This is a genomic window from Sphingobacterium sp. UBA5670 (assembly GCF_002420705.1).
Classification (GTDB): domain Bacteria; phylum Bacteroidota; class Bacteroidia; order Sphingobacteriales; family Sphingobacteriaceae; genus Sphingobacterium.
On sequence record NZ_DIIM01000011.1, the window covers coordinates 115,311 to 130,531 of the forward strand.

Annotated in this window: 15 protein-coding genes; 6 read left to right on the plus strand and 9 right to left on the minus strand. The window is 38.7% G+C overall.

From position 1 onward, the window contains the following. Nucleotides 1–14 precede the first annotated feature (14 nt). Complete coding sequence (locus B3C94_RS10395) at nucleotides 15–833, minus strand: 2,3,4,5-tetrahydropyridine-2,6-dicarboxylate N-succinyltransferase (protein ID WP_293903085.1); 819 nt, start codon at nucleotides 831–833, stop codon at nucleotides 15–17. Nucleotides 834–1,145: 312 nt separating this feature from the next. On the opposite strand from B3C94_RS10395, the gene B3C94_RS10400 reads away from it, so the two are divergent. Together B3C94_RS10400 and B3C94_RS10405 are read left to right on the plus strand one after the other, a co-directional pair. Continuing rightward, nucleotides 1,146–1,556 (plus strand): RNA-binding S4 domain-containing protein, encoded by a 411-nt coding sequence (locus B3C94_RS10400; protein WP_293903088.1) that lies wholly within the window; start codon nucleotides 1,146–1,148, stop codon nucleotides 1,554–1,556. Continuing rightward, nucleotides 1,549–2,598: an isoaspartyl peptidase/L-asparaginase family protein gene (locus B3C94_RS10405; RefSeq protein ID WP_293903091.1), complete on the plus strand. Its 1,050-nt coding sequence runs from the start codon at nucleotides 1,549–1,551 to the stop codon at nucleotides 2,596–2,598. Before B3C94_RS10400 ends, B3C94_RS10405 begins: the two co-directional genes overlap by 8 nt. Nucleotides 2,599–2,712: 114 nt before the next feature. On the opposite strand, the gene ytxJ is transcribed toward B3C94_RS10405, so the two are convergent. The 5 genes from ytxJ to B3C94_RS10430 all read right to left on the minus strand — a co-directional run bounded on the left by ytxJ (nucleotide 2,713) and on the right by B3C94_RS10430 (nucleotide 7,293). Next, nucleotides 2,713–3,051: a bacillithiol system redox-active protein YtxJ gene (gene ytxJ, locus B3C94_RS10410; protein ID WP_293903094.1), complete on the minus strand. Its 339-nt coding sequence runs from the start codon at nucleotides 3,049–3,051 to the stop codon at nucleotides 2,713–2,715. A gap of 1 nt (nucleotide 3,052) precedes the next feature. Beyond that, nucleotides 3,053–3,793 (minus strand): hypothetical protein, encoded by a 741-nt coding sequence (locus tag B3C94_RS10415; RefSeq protein WP_293903097.1) that lies wholly within the window; start codon nucleotides 3,791–3,793, stop codon nucleotides 3,053–3,055. 220 nt (nucleotides 3,794–4,013) lie between these two features. Then, complete coding sequence (ribH, locus tag B3C94_RS10420; RefSeq protein ID WP_293903100.1) at nucleotides 4,014–4,502, minus strand: 6,7-dimethyl-8-ribityllumazine synthase; 489 nt, start codon at nucleotides 4,500–4,502, stop codon at nucleotides 4,014–4,016. Nucleotides 4,503–4,590: 88 nt separating this feature from the next. Then, nucleotides 4,591–5,262 carry a tetratricopeptide repeat protein gene (locus B3C94_RS10425; RefSeq protein ID WP_293903103.1) on the minus strand — a complete coding sequence of 224 codons (672 nt, stop codon included), beginning with the start codon at nucleotides 5,260–5,262 and terminating at the stop codon, nucleotides 4,591–4,593. Nucleotides 5,263–5,346: 84 nt separating this feature from the next. Then, nucleotides 5,347–7,293 (minus strand): nucleoside-diphosphate sugar epimerase/dehydratase, encoded by a 1,947-nt coding sequence (locus B3C94_RS10430; protein WP_349679137.1) that lies wholly within the window; start codon nucleotides 7,291–7,293, stop codon nucleotides 5,347–5,349. Between the two features lie 106 nt (nucleotides 7,294–7,399). On the opposite strand from B3C94_RS10430, the gene B3C94_RS10435 reads away from it, so the two are divergent. Continuing rightward, nucleotides 7,400–8,611 carry an alanine dehydrogenase gene (locus tag B3C94_RS10435; RefSeq protein ID WP_293903106.1) on the plus strand — a complete coding sequence of 404 codons (1,212 nt, stop codon included), beginning with the start codon at nucleotides 7,400–7,402 and terminating at the stop codon, nucleotides 8,609–8,611. Nucleotides 8,612–8,690: 79 nt separating this feature from the next. After that, entirely contained in the window at nucleotides 8,691–9,542 is an 852-nt protein-coding gene (locus B3C94_RS10440) for an alpha/beta hydrolase (protein ID WP_293903109.1), read from the plus strand. A 9-nt stretch (nucleotides 9,543–9,551) separates the two neighbouring features. Here B3C94_RS10440 and B3C94_RS10445 read toward each other — a convergent pair whose 3' ends face one another. The 3 genes from B3C94_RS10445 to B3C94_RS10455 are packed head-to-tail and all read right to left on the minus strand — an operon-like array spanning nucleotide 9,552 to nucleotide 12,592. Then, the gene (locus B3C94_RS10445) at nucleotides 9,552–10,595 is read right to left on the minus strand and encodes an ABC transporter ATP-binding protein (RefSeq protein ID WP_293903112.1); all 1,044 of its coding nucleotides are present in this window, start codon (nucleotides 10,593–10,595) and stop codon (nucleotides 9,552–9,554) included. A gap of 20 nt (nucleotides 10,596–10,615) precedes the next feature. Next, the gene (gene tsaE / locus B3C94_RS10450; protein ID WP_293903115.1) at nucleotides 10,616–11,026 is read right to left on the minus strand and encodes a tRNA (adenosine(37)-N6)-threonylcarbamoyltransferase complex ATPase subunit type 1 TsaE; all 411 of its coding nucleotides are present in this window, start codon (nucleotides 11,024–11,026) and stop codon (nucleotides 10,616–10,618) included. A 12-nt stretch (nucleotides 11,027–11,038) separates the two neighbouring features. Next, complete coding sequence (locus tag B3C94_RS10455; RefSeq protein WP_293903118.1) at nucleotides 11,039–12,592, minus strand: PglZ domain-containing protein; 1,554 nt, start codon at nucleotides 12,590–12,592, stop codon at nucleotides 11,039–11,041. Nucleotides 12,593–12,809: 217 nt separating this feature from the next. Between B3C94_RS10455 and B3C94_RS10460 the strand changes: the two genes are divergently transcribed. Beyond that, on the plus strand, nucleotides 12,810–14,060 hold the full coding sequence (locus B3C94_RS10460) for an HD domain-containing protein (RefSeq protein ID WP_293903121.1): 1,251 nt from the start codon (nucleotides 12,810–12,812) through the stop codon (nucleotides 14,058–14,060). Nucleotides 14,061–14,093: 33 nt separating this feature from the next. Continuing rightward, nucleotides 14,094–15,134: a UDP-3-O-(3-hydroxymyristoyl)glucosamine N-acyltransferase gene (lpxD, locus tag B3C94_RS10465; protein WP_293903124.1), complete on the plus strand. Its 1,041-nt coding sequence runs from the start codon at nucleotides 14,094–14,096 to the stop codon at nucleotides 15,132–15,134. Nucleotides 15,135–15,221: the final 87 nt, after the last annotated feature.

A 15,221-nucleotide genomic window follows, 5' to 3' on the forward strand; every position in this document is an offset into this window, starting at 1 on the left:
TGCTAATTTTAACGTTAAACAGCAACATTGTGATCACGTAATGCGTCATTTAATGACGTCTTTTTGTCCGTAGACTCTTTACGTTGGCCGATGATCAAAGCACAAGGAACTTGATATTCTCCAGCGGCAAATTTCTTCGTATAAGATCCTGGAATCACAACTGAACGGGCAGGTACATAACCTTTATATTCAACTGGCTCAGGGCCTGTCACATCAATAATTTTTGTTGATGCTGTCAATACAACATTGGCGCCTAATACTGCTTCTTTTTCGACACGAATACCTTCGACCACAATCGCTCTTGATCCGATGAATACATTGTCTTCAATAATAACAGGAGCTGCTTGTACGGGTTCCAGTACACCACCAATTCCGACACCGCCACTTAAGTGAACATGTTTACCAATTTGTGCACAAGAGCCAACAGTTGCCCATGTATCTACCATAGTGCCTTCGTCTACATAAGCACCAATATTAACATAAGAAGGCATCATAATCACCCCTTTGGCCAAATAGGCACCTAAACGAGCGGAAGCTCCTGGTACAACACGCACGCCCGTGTGTTTGTAGTCTGTTTTTAATTTCATTTTGTCATGAAACACAAAAGGACCAGCAGTCGTTTCACGCATATCATTGATTGGAAAATATAAGATGACGGCTTTTTTGATCCAATCATTTACATGCCATCTCGTCCCGATCATTTCAGCCACCCGGATTTCCCCGCTATCTAACTTCATGATAACAGCACGGATCGCTTCTGTATATTCTTTATATTCTAATAATTGTCTGTCTTCCCACGCTTCCTCAATCAATTTTTTTAGTGGCTCTACCATATTATTTGTTTGCTTATTTGAATTAGTTTATTTTGATGTACAAACTTAGATAAAGTTGGACTTAAAAACAACTTTATCCATTGTTCCTTGCAATAGACTTCCCTGATAATAATAGCCTACCAACTTATGATCAACTTCTGACTGCAACCACAGTGTGTGCACAGTGAATCCACGTTGAGTGCATCTTTTAAAGGGACCATCACTATACAGATCTCGTTTTAACAATCCGCTTGCAGTCAGGAGTTGGTATGGGGAATTTTCTATAATTGATTTTGGTTATATCGGTTCTAAAAATATAGTTATTTTTGTCATATGGCAGGAACATCAGAAAAATTGAGAATTGATAAATATCTGTGGTCAATTAGGTTATTTAAGACAAGGACTTTGGCGACAGAAGCCTGTAAGGCAGGGCGAGTGAAACTAAATGGCCAAAATATAAAACCATCTTACGAAGTCAAGATCGGTGATGTATATCATGTCCAAAAGGGAATTGAGAAAAAAGTGGTAAAGGTTACTGGTCTTTTAGAACGTCGTGTTGATGCGAAGACGGCAGTTCAATTTTATGAAGATCAGACGCCTATAGAAGAAACCGTAGGATTTAAATCCGTGTTTCATGCTCCAGTCCTAAAGCGCGATCGTGGTACCGGACGCCCTACGAAAAAGGACCGTCGTGAAATAGATGGTTTACAATCTTCAGAATGGTGGGAGAAAGAAGATGAATAATCTGAAGATATGCGTCATAATTACGGCGGGAAGCCTGTTGGCGATGTCCTGTAAATCGTATGTAAAATCGACAACCTCAGCTAAAGGTGAATTTGTCTTGGCTATCCATGGTGGGGCTGGCACGATCTTGAAAAAGAATATGACAGATTCGATGGAGCAGGCTTATAAAACCGTATTGGGACAAGCTCTCAAAGTTGGCTATGAAAAAATTAAGCAAGGCGGCAGCAGTTTGGATGCGGTTGAATCTGTGATACATATTATGGAAGATTCACCATTATTTAATGCTGGTAAGGGTGCTGTTTTTACACACGATGGGAGAAATGAACTGGATGCCTCAATTATGAATGGAAAGACTTTGGCTGCAGGAGCTGTTGCAGGGGTTACGACTATCAAAAACCCGATCTCAGCAGCGAAAGCGGTGATGGAAAAATCTGAGCACGTGATGATGGTCGGTAAAGGTGCGGAGCAATTCGCTGCACAAGCGGGATTGGAAATCGTAGATCCTTCCTATTTTTGGACCGAAGCACGTTGGGAATCTCTACAGAAAATTAAAAAAGAAGACAGTACCAAAACGCAATTGGATCATGATCAAAAACAGGTTTCGCGTTTGGGGCTGGCTAATAAAGATGCAAAATTCGGTACAGTAGGCTGTGTTGCTTTGGATGGATACGGTAACTTGGCGGCGGGTACTTCGACAGGAGGGATGACAAATAAGAAGTTTGGACGAGTTGGTGATTCTCCAATTATCGGAGCTGGAACTTATGCCAACAACGAAACCTGTGCAGTTTCTTGTACAGGGTGGGGAGAGTTCTATATTCGTCATGTAGCTGCCTATAAAGTGTCGGCATTAATGGAATATAAAGGTGAAGATGTTGTTCAGGCAAGTCAGGAAGTGATCGACGGTATTGGTAAGATGGGCGGCAATGGAGGGATGATTGTTTTGGACAAAGATGGTCATGTCGCTATGCCTTTTAATACCGCCGGCATGTATCGAGGAACTGTGACTAAAGATGGTAAGATTACCGTAGAAATTTATAAATAGTCACTTGGCTACTTCATAACCCTAAAATAGCCCAAGCGATCAATACAAGAAATACAACCAGTTGATCACTTGGGATAAGTTTTGTGGTTTTTATAGCATTTACAGGTGGTAACCTTAAAGTGCAGTCAGGTATTTTTCAATTTCGTCAAATTGAATATCACCATGCGAAGCATCATACCGGTTATTCTTCCCTTCTACGATCAGTATTTGTGGCGACTGGTGTTCTACGTTCCAGCGTTGAGCAATTTCATTCGATAATGAACGGTAGCGTAAGAGGTCTAAGAGATAAATAGCATAATCATGATCAGAAGTAGCTGACATTCGCTCCAGGCTACGCTTGGCCATGTTACTTATGCCACAAGTAGTGCTATGTTTAAAGATGGCCACGACTTTATCGGATTGGTAAAGTTCCTGTAATTGTTCTTCTGTATTTAATTCTATCCAATTAATCATATTATAGTTCTGTGAATTTTTTCTGTTCTACTTGTACAAAGGAAGAAATAGAGGAGAATACGCAGGTCTTCTTATCGTTATTCGTAGCGTTAAAAAAACTAGGGAGCCGTATGCCATCCCCGATTTCCTTGTATTTGCTTACTTCATAAGCAATTTTCTCTCCTTTATCGGTGTATTCGTAATAAGTGATCTCGCCGGTATTTTGATCTATGTAAATAGATCCATCTATCTTTAAACCAAAAATAGAACCCGACGAACTGATATTCGCTATTGTTAATTTTTGTCCACCAATGAAACGATCGGTTTGACCTTTGAGTGTGACATTCTTATGTCCAATTAAGGTGGGTAAAAGGAGTAGATTGAGGTCGGAAAATAGTTGGCCTCGGATTGATTTTCTAAGTTCCGCACCGTCTGGCGTCGAATTTCCTCCGATGTAGAGTTTATCCGCGCTACTTTTTTTAAAATTAAACAGATAAGTTACCTGATCTGTTCCACTATAGCCGTCAAATCTGCATTCTCCGGTTGAGCGATTGAATAAGAATTTTCGCTCATCATTGGACACTTGATCTGAAATCGTATTTCCCTTTGCTGAGAAAGCTAGAAATTGTAAAGAGTCCCATTTACCTTGGCCACCGATACTTTGCCATACCTGTTTGTTTAGACTATCACCTTGTGCTATAACATTGAGCTGACAGCAAAAAGTAAAGACAAATATCAACAGTACATTCGATAATGTTTTCATAATCCTATTTTTAAAGAAACAATCACAAAGCAACCGACTCCTGAATCGGGCGCATTCAGCTCGATGATTGTATTTTTATGCTAGTGAAAAATAAAAATCGATTAATAAAATAAGTGAATATCTTATTAATCGATTTATTCAAAATATGCAGTATCTGAGTTTCTAAGTTGTGCTCAAAAATACCTTTCATCATTGAATGGTAGGCAAAATTAATACCAAACTAGAATTTTTTGGCAATATGAGCCATTTGTATAGCAGTAATAGCGGCTTCTTCACCTTTATTGCCATGCTTGCCACCCGCGCGATCCAATGCTTGTTGCAAATTATCCGTTGTCAGCACACCAAAAATAGCGGGTTTGTTGTATTTGAGCCCCACATTGGCAATGCCGTTTGCAACGGCGTCGCAAATAAAATCAAAGTGTCTAGTTTCTCCCTGAATGACGCATCCTAAGCAGATAACGGCGTCAAAACTCTGATTTCTTAATGCTAGATCTGCTCCAGAAATTAACTCGAAACTCCCAGGAACCTCGATCACCTCTATATTGCTTTCCTTAGCGCCGTGCTTTTCTAAACCTGTAATTGCACCATTCAATAATGCACCAGTAATTTCTGCGTTCCATTGTGCAACAACGATTGCAAATTTGAATGGACTTGCATCCGCAACCTGGATATGCGAAAAGTCTGATAAATTTTTAATGCTACTTGCCATAATAGTAACAAAGATAGTGATTTTAGGTGGGCACAAAAAAAGAGGCTATAAAATAGCCTCTTTTTTATTATGTTCTAGATTTATTCTATTAAAGATGTGCTTGTACACGGCCTAATAAGCCATCAATTGTAGAAGCTTCTTGGCTCTCTGGAAAATCTGTTTTGATTTTTTTGTAAGCATTCTCTGCACTTTTGTAATCATTTTGTGCTTCGTATACAAGCCCTAATTTTTTCAAAAAGAGTGGCGTTGTATAGGAGTTGCTAGATTTTTCAGATGCTTGCTTATAATAGTCCGCGGCTTTTTTGTAATCTTTTAATTCTGAGTAAGCGTCACCTGTTAAACCGATTACCAAAGGATCTAAAATTTGGCTTCCAGTAGGAGAATATTTTTCGAGTGCTTTCACCGCTTCATTGAATTTGCCTTGACGCAAATATAAACCGCCTAAATATGCATTTGCAATATTTGCAGATTTTGTATTTGAATATTCGTCGGCAATTTGTTTAAAACCAAGAAATGCACCATCGCCCATGATTGCTTTGTTTTGCAAAGAATCAATTGTTGCAAGCTGTTCTGCTTTGTACATACGGTTCGAAGCTTCTTCTGCTCTTGGATCTAGATAAAGCTTTTGATATCCAAAATAAAGTAAGATCAATACAACGATACCACCTAAAATGAACACTACACTTTTTTGGTTATCTTGAAAAAAAGATCCTTTTGAAGGTTTGAAACCTTGATTTGTATTATTTGTGTTTTTAGACATTACTAATCAGTAAAATATGGATTGCAAAAATACACTTTTCGAGCAAATTTGCAAGTGTTTTGTAAATTTTAAAGTAATTTAACTTTAGTTTTCCGACCCGTTTGACAATTCAATTTCCTTGTCCAGTTGTTCGTAGATGGAATTTTTACTTTTGAATTCCGGTACAATAATTTTCATTTGATATACAACTTCGTTTTTGTTTTGTGTCGCTAAGCGCTGTTGCAATTCATCGATTTTTATACACACGATATCATAATTATTTTCTCTGACTTTGGCGATCATGATTTTCTCGTGGTGAGTGGGCAAGGTATTCTCTAAATCATTTAATAGTTCCTCATATAATTTTTCTCCGGGTCTCAAACCAGTGAATTTTATTTCAATATCTTCATTCGGTTTAAACCCTGAAAGGCGGATCATTTTTTTAGCGAGCTCAACTATTTTTACCGATTTCCCCATATCAAAAACAAAGATCTCTCCGCCTTGTCCCATTGTTCCGGCCTCAAGAACTAATCGACATGCTTCAGGAATGGTCATAAAATAACGGGTGATTTCGGGGTGGGTAACTGTTACAGGGCCACCTTTTTGAATCTGATCTCTAAATCGGGGAATAACTGATCCATTGGAGCCTAGGACATTGCCAAAGCGGGTTGTTATAAATTTGGTATGAACATTTCCGCCCGATGCGTGCTCCAAATGATTATTTAATGATTGTACATAAATTTCTGCGATACGTTTGGTTGCTCCCATGATATTTGTCGGATTTACTGCCTTATCTGTGGAAACAAAAACAAATTTTTCCACTTGGAATTCTACGGCTAAATCAGCTAGATTCTTTGTTCCTATGACGTTTGTCTGTACAGCTTCCAGCGGGTGGTTTTCCATCATTGGCACATGTTTGTATGCTGCTGCATGATATACATAGTGCGGTTTGAAGGTTTCAAAAAGTAAATGCATGCGTTTTGTACTTCGAACATCCGCGATATAGGTATGATATACCTGATTTGGGAACTCATCTTGAAGGTCAAGCTGGAGGTTATGTAGTGGTGACTCCGCCTGGTCACAAAGGATAATCATTTGAGGTTCGTATTTCCCTAATTGAGAAGCTATTTCACTTCCTATTGAACCAGCAGCTCCTGTGACCAATATCCGTTTGCCTTTTGTCTGGCTTAGTATATGGTCGTCATTAATCTTAATCGGATCTCTTTCTAGCAAATCTTCGATTCTTATTTTCTGAATCTGATTAGGGTTAAGGTCGCCATTCATAATCTTCTTAACGGGTGGTAGCGTTAAGATATTTACATTTTTTTCAAGTGCAACGTCCGTGATTTCATTTTTGCGGTCTGACGGGATGTTGTGGGAGGCGATGATGACTTCTTCAATATTTAGTGTGTTAATGAGGTGACTAAACTTTTGAGAAGCGTAAATTTTGGTCCCATCAATTACTTTATTGATCTTTTGCTCATTATCATCTAAAAAGCCTACAATAGCATTTTTGGAGCGTACGTCATGGTCTAGTGTTCTTTTTACAGCGATCCCCAAATCACCAGCACCATAGATCAGGGTTTTTTTTCTGGAACCGTTGACTTTTTTTGTATATAAAAAGAAAATTTTAATAATCGTTCGATATACGGTTAAAATAAGAAAGGAGAAGAGCGCAAAGAAGATAATGAGCGCGGTTGGGACGTTTCTTTCAACCTCGTTAGCCTGGATCACTAATTTGATTACTAAGAGAACGAAAACGCTAAATATTATAGTCGATAATATCCGTATGGAATCGATGGCGCTTGTGTAACGAACGATCCCGGTATACATCTTGAAGAGGTAAAATGACAGAGAGCATACACTTATGAATAAAATGTAACGAATACTAAAATCAATGTCGAGTAGAAAATCGAAATTAAAATCGTAGTAAATGACATTTGCAAGCAGATAAGCAATGGAGACACTAAAGATATCCAATAAAAAAATGATCCATCGAGGCACTATATTCACTTTGCTGAGCATGGTATTATATCTGATTAATTTAGACAAATGTAGATAAATTTGTCTCATTCCAAAGCTGGGCGGTGCCAAATTTATCTTCGTTTGATAAGATTGATTATTTATTGTAATTTTAGCTAACGATCAATTTTACAAGATGAATGAGTTAGGAAAGCTTGCGAGCCAGGCTATGATTTCTCCAAAAGAGATGCTGTTTGAGAAGAAAAGGAATGCAAAAAGTTTATTTATAGGCATTCCAAAAGAAACCTCGCTTCAGGAAAAGCGGATTTGTTTGACACCTCTAGCGGTTGCATTATTGGTAGAAAATGGGCATGAAGTAATCATAGAGACTGGCGCGGGCAGTGGAGCTAATTTTTTGGATCATCATTATAGCGAACAGGGCGCTCGTATCGTTTCTTCGAGGGAAGAAGTTTACCAAGCAGATCTGATCATTAAGGTTGGTAGCCCTACGACCAGTGAAGTTAAGCTGATGAAAGAACGGCAGCTGCTGCTGTCCTCTCAGCAACCCTCGTTAATGAACTTGGATGTACTAAAGGCATTAATGCACAAAAAAATTACAGCAATTTCTTATGAATATTTAAGAGATGAAGGCGGTTGCCTAGCTGTGGTTCGCGCGATGAGCGAAATTGTGGGAGCGACAGCAACTTTAATTGCAGGAGAATATCTGAGCAATGCATTTGGAGGAAAAGGACTGATGCTAGGTGGTGTTACCGGTGTAGCCTCCACAGAAGTTGTTATTATTGGAGCGGGTACCGTTGGAGAACAGGCCGCCCGAACGGCTTTGGCGCTTGGTGCAGAGGTTAAGGTTTTTGATAATTCGATTTATAAACTTAGACGCCTACAAAACAATCTGGGGAGCCGTGTATTTACCTCCGTTATCCAGCCCATTATTTTAAACAAGGCCGTTATCAGTTCAGATGTAGTTATCGGCGCTTTACGAGCTCGTAACGGACGTTCCGCTTGTGTGATTTCGGAAGAGACGGTTTCTAAAATGAAGCCTAATTCCGTTATAATAGATGTAAGCATTGATCAAGGCGGTAATTTCGAGACCTCTGAAGTGACTTCGCACGATAAACCTATTTTTCGGAAATTTGATGTTATTCACTATTGTGTTCCCAATATCGCCTCTCGGGTAGCGCGGACGGCGACGTACGCCATGAGCAATATTTTTACTTCGATTTTACTTGATTTTGCTGAACTCGGGGGATTGAAAAATGCAATTTGGAAGAATCCCGGTATCAGAAGTTCCATTTATTTATATCAAGGTAATCTTACAAATATAGATATGGCTTCCAGGTTTAATATGACAGCTAAAGATCTGGATCTTTTAGTGGTATCCTCTTTATAAGTGATTAATCTCAACGGTTTCTGGTAGGCAATTTTTAGAACCTGATATGCTAAAAAATACCTTATAAATTATTATTCTAATGAAAAAAGTTTTTATGATTTTATGTTCGTTGATTTCTTTCGTTCAGGCGCAGGAAACAATAAATCTTTATACAGATTCCATTCCGAATGCCACGGATAAAGAGGCTGTAAGTTTAGAAAAAAATGTCCCTAAACTGTTCGCTTACACGCCAGATAAAGGAATCGATAAGAATATTGCTGTACTTATTATTCCTGGAGGAGGTTATTCTCATATTGCGATGGACCACGAGGGGCACGCTGTTGCGAAAGAACTCATAAAAAATGGTTATTCAGCATTTGTGTTACAGTATAGGTTGCCTTCTCCAAATATTATGCGCGACAAATCAATCGGGCCGCTTCAAGATGCTCAACGATCGATACAATTGATTAGGGCTTTACATCCCGAACTTCGAAAAGTGGGGGTGATTGGCTTTTCTGCAGGCGGGCATTTGGCATCTACATTAATTACAAAGTTTAAAAAAGATTACATCGCAAATCCTTCCCATATCTCATTGAGACCTGATTTTGCTGGGTTGATTTATCCAGTGATCTCCATGGAAAATGATATAACCCATAAAGGGTCTCGTATTAATCTCATCGGAGAAAACCCATCGGATGATCTAATTAAACTGTTTTCTTCCAATTTGCAGGTGTCTCCTGAAGTTTGCCCCGTTTTCTTTGTGCACGCCAAAGATGACATGGCCGTACCTATAGAAAATAGTTATAGAATGATGGCTGCCCTGGATAAAGAAAAAGTGCCGAATAAGCTTTATACGTTCGAGCACGGGGGACACGGTTTTGGATTAATTAACAAAACCTCTGATAAATTATGGTTTGACGCATTCTTGTCTTGGCTAAAAACACAAGAGTAGGGTATCAAATTAATGGTCAAAAGCAATCCAGTGGGATATCGTTAAATCAACAGCCTGTTGTTTTTGTGGAATTACTTGGGACGTGATAATCGCGTGTAAGTTAATCTCATTATTGCTGACGACGATTTCATAATAAAAACCTCTGAAACGGACATCTTTTACAAAAAAGGTAGACTCTTCTGAAGGACTTATTGAAATCCATTCTTGATGGATCGCGATTGGTTTTTCGCTAGCTATGCCTAAATTTTGAGCCTGCTCAACTTGTAGTATATTGCTTTTTGCTAATAGTTGAGCGGTATAAGGATGAGATGGTTGGTTGTAAAGTAGATGCGGATTATTTTGATCCAAAATTTTACCTGCTTTCATCACAATCAGATTGTCTGCCAAGGCAAGTACTTCGGTTGGATCGTGCGAAACCAAAATGACTGTTAATCCAGTTTCTTTAACGATATCCTTTATATCCTGTTGTAGAGTGTCGCGAAATGAGGCATCTACCTGATTAAATGGCTCATCCATTAGTAAAACTTCAGGCTCGTTGATTAGCGCCCGACAGATTGCTACGCGCTGTTTCTCTCCACCGCTGATGTCCGCTACTCTTTTTCTGGCTAAGTGATCTATACGTAAACGTTGCAATATTTCCGCTGTTTTGTCTTGCTTGCGTTTGATATCTGTATTGGGTAATTGTGAAGCAACATTATCCCATACATTGGCATACGTATTCAAATCGTCGAAGCCTTGTGAAACTAATTTCATGGCATCGTGTCCAGGAATTAACTTGTCTTTACGTGTAGGGACTTGCCAACCTTTGTAGCGTACGATACCGCCTGTCGGTTCCAATAAGCCATAAATAAGTCTCAGCAAAGTACTTTTTCCGCTACCGGATTCACCAATGATAGCCGTTATTTTTCCCTCTTCGATATCGAAAGAACTGTTTTCAACAGCGAACTGGACATTGTTCTCGTGAAAGGAAAAGCTAAGGTGTTCGGCGTGTATGGCCGCTAATCCGGGTACATGGATATCAGATGGAATATATTGACAAGATGAGTGAGCCATAGTAAGCGTAAAAAGGTAGGTTAACGAATCGAAATTTTCCGTGTTGTTGCATCTATGATGCTGATGTGTATTTCTTTTGCTTCTTCAGGAAGTAAATTTGGGATTTTCTCCGGCCACTCCACAAAACAGTATGCACCTGAATAAAAATATTCCTCATAGCCAAAATCGAATGCTTCTTGTTCATCTTTAATACGGTAGAAATCAAAGTGATATATTGGCCCGGTGGGAGATTCGTATTCGTTAACAATGGAGAATGTTGGACTGGAGGTGCTATCCTTTACGTTCAATTGTGTGCACAGGTGTTTTACAAAAGTTGTCTTTCCAGCTCCCATTGGACCATATAATAGAAAAATTCGGTCCTTTGGAAAACTATTTAAAAGTGTCTGCGCAGCTTGTGATAGACCTGCTGTCGTATTTACGATAATTTCCATGGTGTAAAATTACTATTTCGGTAGGTATGTCGCAAAGGGGATAATCATTTCTTCCAAAGAGATTCCACCATGCTGGAACGTTCCATTAAAGTAATTTACAAATTGATTGTAATTGTTGGGGTAAACAAAATACGAATCTTCTTTGGCGAAAACGTATGTTGAGCTAACATGAAGTTTAGGTAGCTGTGCGTCATGGGGATTTTTGATGGCAAAAACATCTTTGTCGATATAGTTCAGGTTTTTCCCTTGTTTATATCTCAAATTTGTATTTGTGTTTCGGTCACCCACTATTTTACTTGGTTTTTTTACACGGATGGTGCCGTGGTCGGTTGTAACAATCACACGAACTTTCTTTTGTGAAAGCCATTTCATTGCCTCTAATAGCGGGGAGTGTTCAAACCACGACAAAGTGAGTGAACGGTATGCTGCTTCGTCGTTTGCTAATTCGCGAATCATTGAACTGTCCGTACGCGCATGAGATAGCATATCAACAAAGTTATATACTAATACATTGAGTTGATTGTGCATTAAATTACCGAGATTGTCTAAAACATCTTTTCCCTGTTCTAGAGTCAATACTTTTGTATAGGAGTGCTTTATAGGTTTGCGGTATATCCGTTTAACCTGATCTTCCAAGAATTTATCCTCATATAAATTCTTGCCGCCTTCATCTTCGTCGTTTTGCCATAATTTTGGAAAGCGTTTCTCCATTTCCAATGGCGTTAAACCACTAAAGATGGCATTTCTGGCGTATTGCGTTGCTGTCGGTAAAATACTGAAATAGTTTATTTCCTCTTCAAGCCTAAAATAATCGGTAATTACCTCATTGATAATTTTCCATTGATCGAAGCGCAAATTGTCTATTAGAAAGAAAAATGTAGGGATCTCATCCTCTAATGTTGGAAATACTTTTTTCTTGAATAGTTGGTGTGATAGGATGGGGGCATGCTCAGGGCGATTGATCCATTGTATGTAATTGTTTTCTATAAATTTAGAGAATTGCATATTTGCTTCGGATTTTTGCATCGTCAGAATTTCGTGCATATTATTGTCCTCCAGCTTTTCGAGTGATAATTCCCAATAGACAAGTTTTTTGTACACTTCCGACCATTGATTGAAATCCAAATTGTCATTTAGGATCATCCCTAAGTTGCGGAAGTCTTGCTGATAAGCCATAGATGTTTTCTCATTCACAAGACGCTTGTTCTCGGTCAATTTTTTTATCGTCATTAAGATCTGTTTGGGATTAACGGGCTTAATGAGATAATCATCTATTTTGGAGCCGATAGCATCTTCCATAACATGTTCTTCTTCGTTTTTTGTAACCAGAACAATAGGGACAGTAGGGTTGATCGATTTGAGTATGGCAAGTGTTTCGAGGCCTGTAAGCCCAGGCATATTTTCGTCTAAGAAAACGAGATGGAAAAAACCATTTTTAAAGGCTTCAACGGCATCATTCCCATTATTGACTGTGTCAACTTTGTATCCCTTGCTTTCTAAAAATAAAATATGTGGTTTTAGAAAGTCAATTTCATCGTCAGCCCAAAGAATATGTGTTTTTTGCATCGTGTTGTTATATATGTCTATTAGTAGGGGGAGATCGGATTTGCGATCTAATGCTAACATAAGCAAATATCGTGCTTTAGATTTTATTTTTAACATTTCTTAACGATGAACTAACTATCTTTGTTTTAAGTTTATACTAGTGTTAACCAGGAGTTCATGATTAAAGGGCTCGGTTTCATATTTATAGTGTTGATGATAGTATTAATTTATCGCCACATTGAACAAAAATAAAATTATTAATGATCCGGTATATGGATTTGTTGCGATTCCTTCGGGATTGGTTTTTGACCTAGTACAACATCCTTATTTTCAAAGGCTCCGTTATATTAAACAGGTGAGCATGACACATCTTGTGTACCCGGGGGCTTTACATACGCGTTTTCAGCATGCAATAGGGGCGATGCATTTGATGTCTATGGCTTTGGAAACTCTGAAGAGTAAAGGTGTTAGAATTTCAGAGGAAGAAGAGGAGGCTGTCCTTTCGGCAATTTTGCTCCATGATATTGGTCATGGTCCTTTTTCTCATTCTTTGGAGCATAGTTTGATTGACGGTGTTTCTCATGAGCTATTGTCCTCCCTCTTAATGGATCGAATTAACAGTGATTTGGGTGGAAGATTAAGCCTTGCAATCACAATATTTAATAATAAATACGAACGGAAATTCCTTCATCAATTGGTGTCGAGCCAATTGGATGTTGATCGAATGGACTACCTCAATAGAGATAGCTTTTTTACAGGCGTATCGGAGGGTGTCATCTCATTTGATCGTATCATAAAAATGCTCCATGTTGTAGAGGATGAGATTGTGGTGGAGTATAAAGCGCTCTATTCTGTTGAAAAATTTCTTATTGCAAGGAGACTGATGTATTGGCAGGTGTATTTGCACAAGACCGTTATTGGTGCTGAACAGTTACTAATTAAAATTTTGCAGCGGGCAAAATATTTGACGGCTGCCGGCGGCAAGCTTTTTGCGACACCGGCGTTTCATTGGTTTTTAAATCAACAGATCAACAAAAACAATTTTTTGGATGACCCGTTACATTTGGATTGGTTTACTCGTTTAGATGATACGGATATTATGTCCGCCATAAAAACATGGGAGCATCATGAGGATCATATTTTAAGTGAGATGTGCCAACGGGTTATGAAACGTAACCTTTATCGGTCTATCATGAGTGATAAACCATTTACAACGGCATATATTGATTTGGTGAAGGCGAAAGTACAGGAAAGAATGGGGGTGGCTCAAGAGGATATTCATTATTATGTGTTTACGCAGGAAATTCAAAACCGTGCCTATAACTCTTCGAAGGATCAGATTAAAATATTGTTGAAATCAGGTGAACTTGTCGATATCGCCGGAGCTTCTGATCTCGGAAATTTAGAGGCATTGTCGAAAAATGTGGCTAAATATGCTTTGTGTTATCCAAAAGAGGTGGGATATGTTGCAATTACTTCCAGCAAGTAGTTATTTTTTAATAAAAAAACATAGATTTGTACCATGCAATTTACTGCTCAACAAATAGGGACATTATTAGAAGGACGGATTGAAGGAAATCCAGAAGTTACTGTAGGTAACCTTGCCAAAATTGAGGAAGGTAAAAAAGGCGATCTTTCTTTTTTGTCAAATCCAAAATATGAGCATTTTATTTATACTACTGACGCCTCGATTGTAATAGTTAACGATGACTTACAATTGATCCAGGAGACCAAACCGACATTGACGATCATACGGGTAAAGAATGCTTATGCGGCGTTCTCTACTATTCTGAACATGTATAATGAGTTTCGTCTTGACAAAAGTGGACGTGAGGAACCTCATTTTATACATGCTGAAGCTGAGATCGGCCAAGGTGGGTATATAGGTGCATTTGTCTATATTGGTCGAGGTGCCTCTATTGGAGACAATGTGAAAATTTACCCGCAAGTCTATATTGGAGATAAAGTTACGATTGGAGATAATACAACGCTTTATCCTGGAGTAAAGATTTATCACGATTGTAAGATTGGAAAAAATGTGGTAGTACATTCGGGTGTTGTGATCGGATCAGATGGATTTGGATTTGCACCGCAAGAAGATGGAACCTATAAGAAAGTTCCTCAGATTGGTTATGTTCAAGTGGAGGACAATGTTGAGATTGGTGCGAATACAGTAATAGATCGGGCAACTATGGGGGCTACAATAGTACGTGATGGTGTTAAGTTGGATAATTTGATCCAAATTGCCCATAACGTGGATATTGGAAAGAATACTGTTATCGCTGCACAAACAGGGATTTCTGGCAGTTCAAAAATTGGAGAGCATGTGGTTTTGGGAGGCCAGGTTGGTGTTGTTGGGCATATTGTTGTTGCAAAGGGATCTCAAATTCAGGCACAATCAGGGGTGAATAGATCAATTAAGGAGGAAGGTAAAAAGTGGGGCGGTACCCCAGTGATGCCTTACCAACCGCAATTGCGTTCTAATGTGATTTTTGCACGTCTTCCTGAATTAGAAAAACGGATCCAAGAGTTAGAAAAGTTAGTAGAAAAAAAATTGAAATAATTATTTTTCATTGAAAATAAACTGTTCTTTAATTGTGATGAAGCAATTATTCATAGCCTCGCTCTATAGATTGGTCTAAATAGCTTA

What these genes read in the sequence shown, in the direction of transcription:
- B3C94_RS10395 (WP_293903085.1), bottom strand. Translation starts at nt 833, where the DNA reads ATGGTAGAGCCACTAAAAAAATTGATTGAGGAAGCGTGGGAAGACAGA.
- B3C94_RS10400 (WP_293903088.1), top strand. Translation starts at nt 1,146, where the DNA reads ATGGCAGGAACATCAGAAAAATTGAGAATTGATAAATATCTGTGGTCA.
- B3C94_RS10405 (WP_293903091.1), top strand. Translation starts at nt 1,549, where the DNA reads ATGAATAATCTGAAGATATGCGTCATAATTACGGCGGGAAGCCTGTTG.
- ytxJ (WP_293903094.1), bottom strand. Translation starts at nt 3,051, where the DNA reads ATGATTAATTGGATAGAATTAAATACAGAAGAACAATTACAGGAACTT.
- B3C94_RS10415 (WP_293903097.1), bottom strand. Translation starts at nt 3,793, where the DNA reads ATGAAAACATTATCGAATGTACTGTTGATATTTGTCTTTACTTTTTGC.
- ribH (WP_293903100.1), bottom strand. Translation starts at nt 4,502, where the DNA reads ATGGCAAGTAGCATTAAAAATTTATCAGACTTTTCGCATATCCAGGTT.
- B3C94_RS10425 (WP_293903103.1), bottom strand. Translation starts at nt 5,262, where the DNA reads ATGTCTAAAAACACAAATAATACAAATCAAGGTTTCAAACCTTCAAAA.
- B3C94_RS10435 (WP_293903106.1), top strand. Translation starts at nt 7,400, where the DNA reads ATGAATGAGTTAGGAAAGCTTGCGAGCCAGGCTATGATTTCTCCAAAA.
- B3C94_RS10440 (WP_293903109.1), top strand. Translation starts at nt 8,691, where the DNA reads ATGAAAAAAGTTTTTATGATTTTATGTTCGTTGATTTCTTTCGTTCAG.
- B3C94_RS10445 (WP_293903112.1), bottom strand. Translation starts at nt 10,595, where the DNA reads ATGGCTCACTCATCTTGTCAATATATTCCATCTGATATCCATGTACCC.
- tsaE (WP_293903115.1), bottom strand. Translation starts at nt 11,026, where the DNA reads ATGGAAATTATCGTAAATACGACAGCAGGTCTATCACAAGCTGCGCAG.
- B3C94_RS10455 (WP_293903118.1), bottom strand. Translation starts at nt 12,592, where the DNA reads ATGCAAAAAACACATATTCTTTGGGCTGACGATGAAATTGACTTTCTA.
- lpxD (WP_293903124.1), top strand. Translation starts at nt 14,094, where the DNA reads ATGCAATTTACTGCTCAACAAATAGGGACATTATTAGAAGGACGGATT.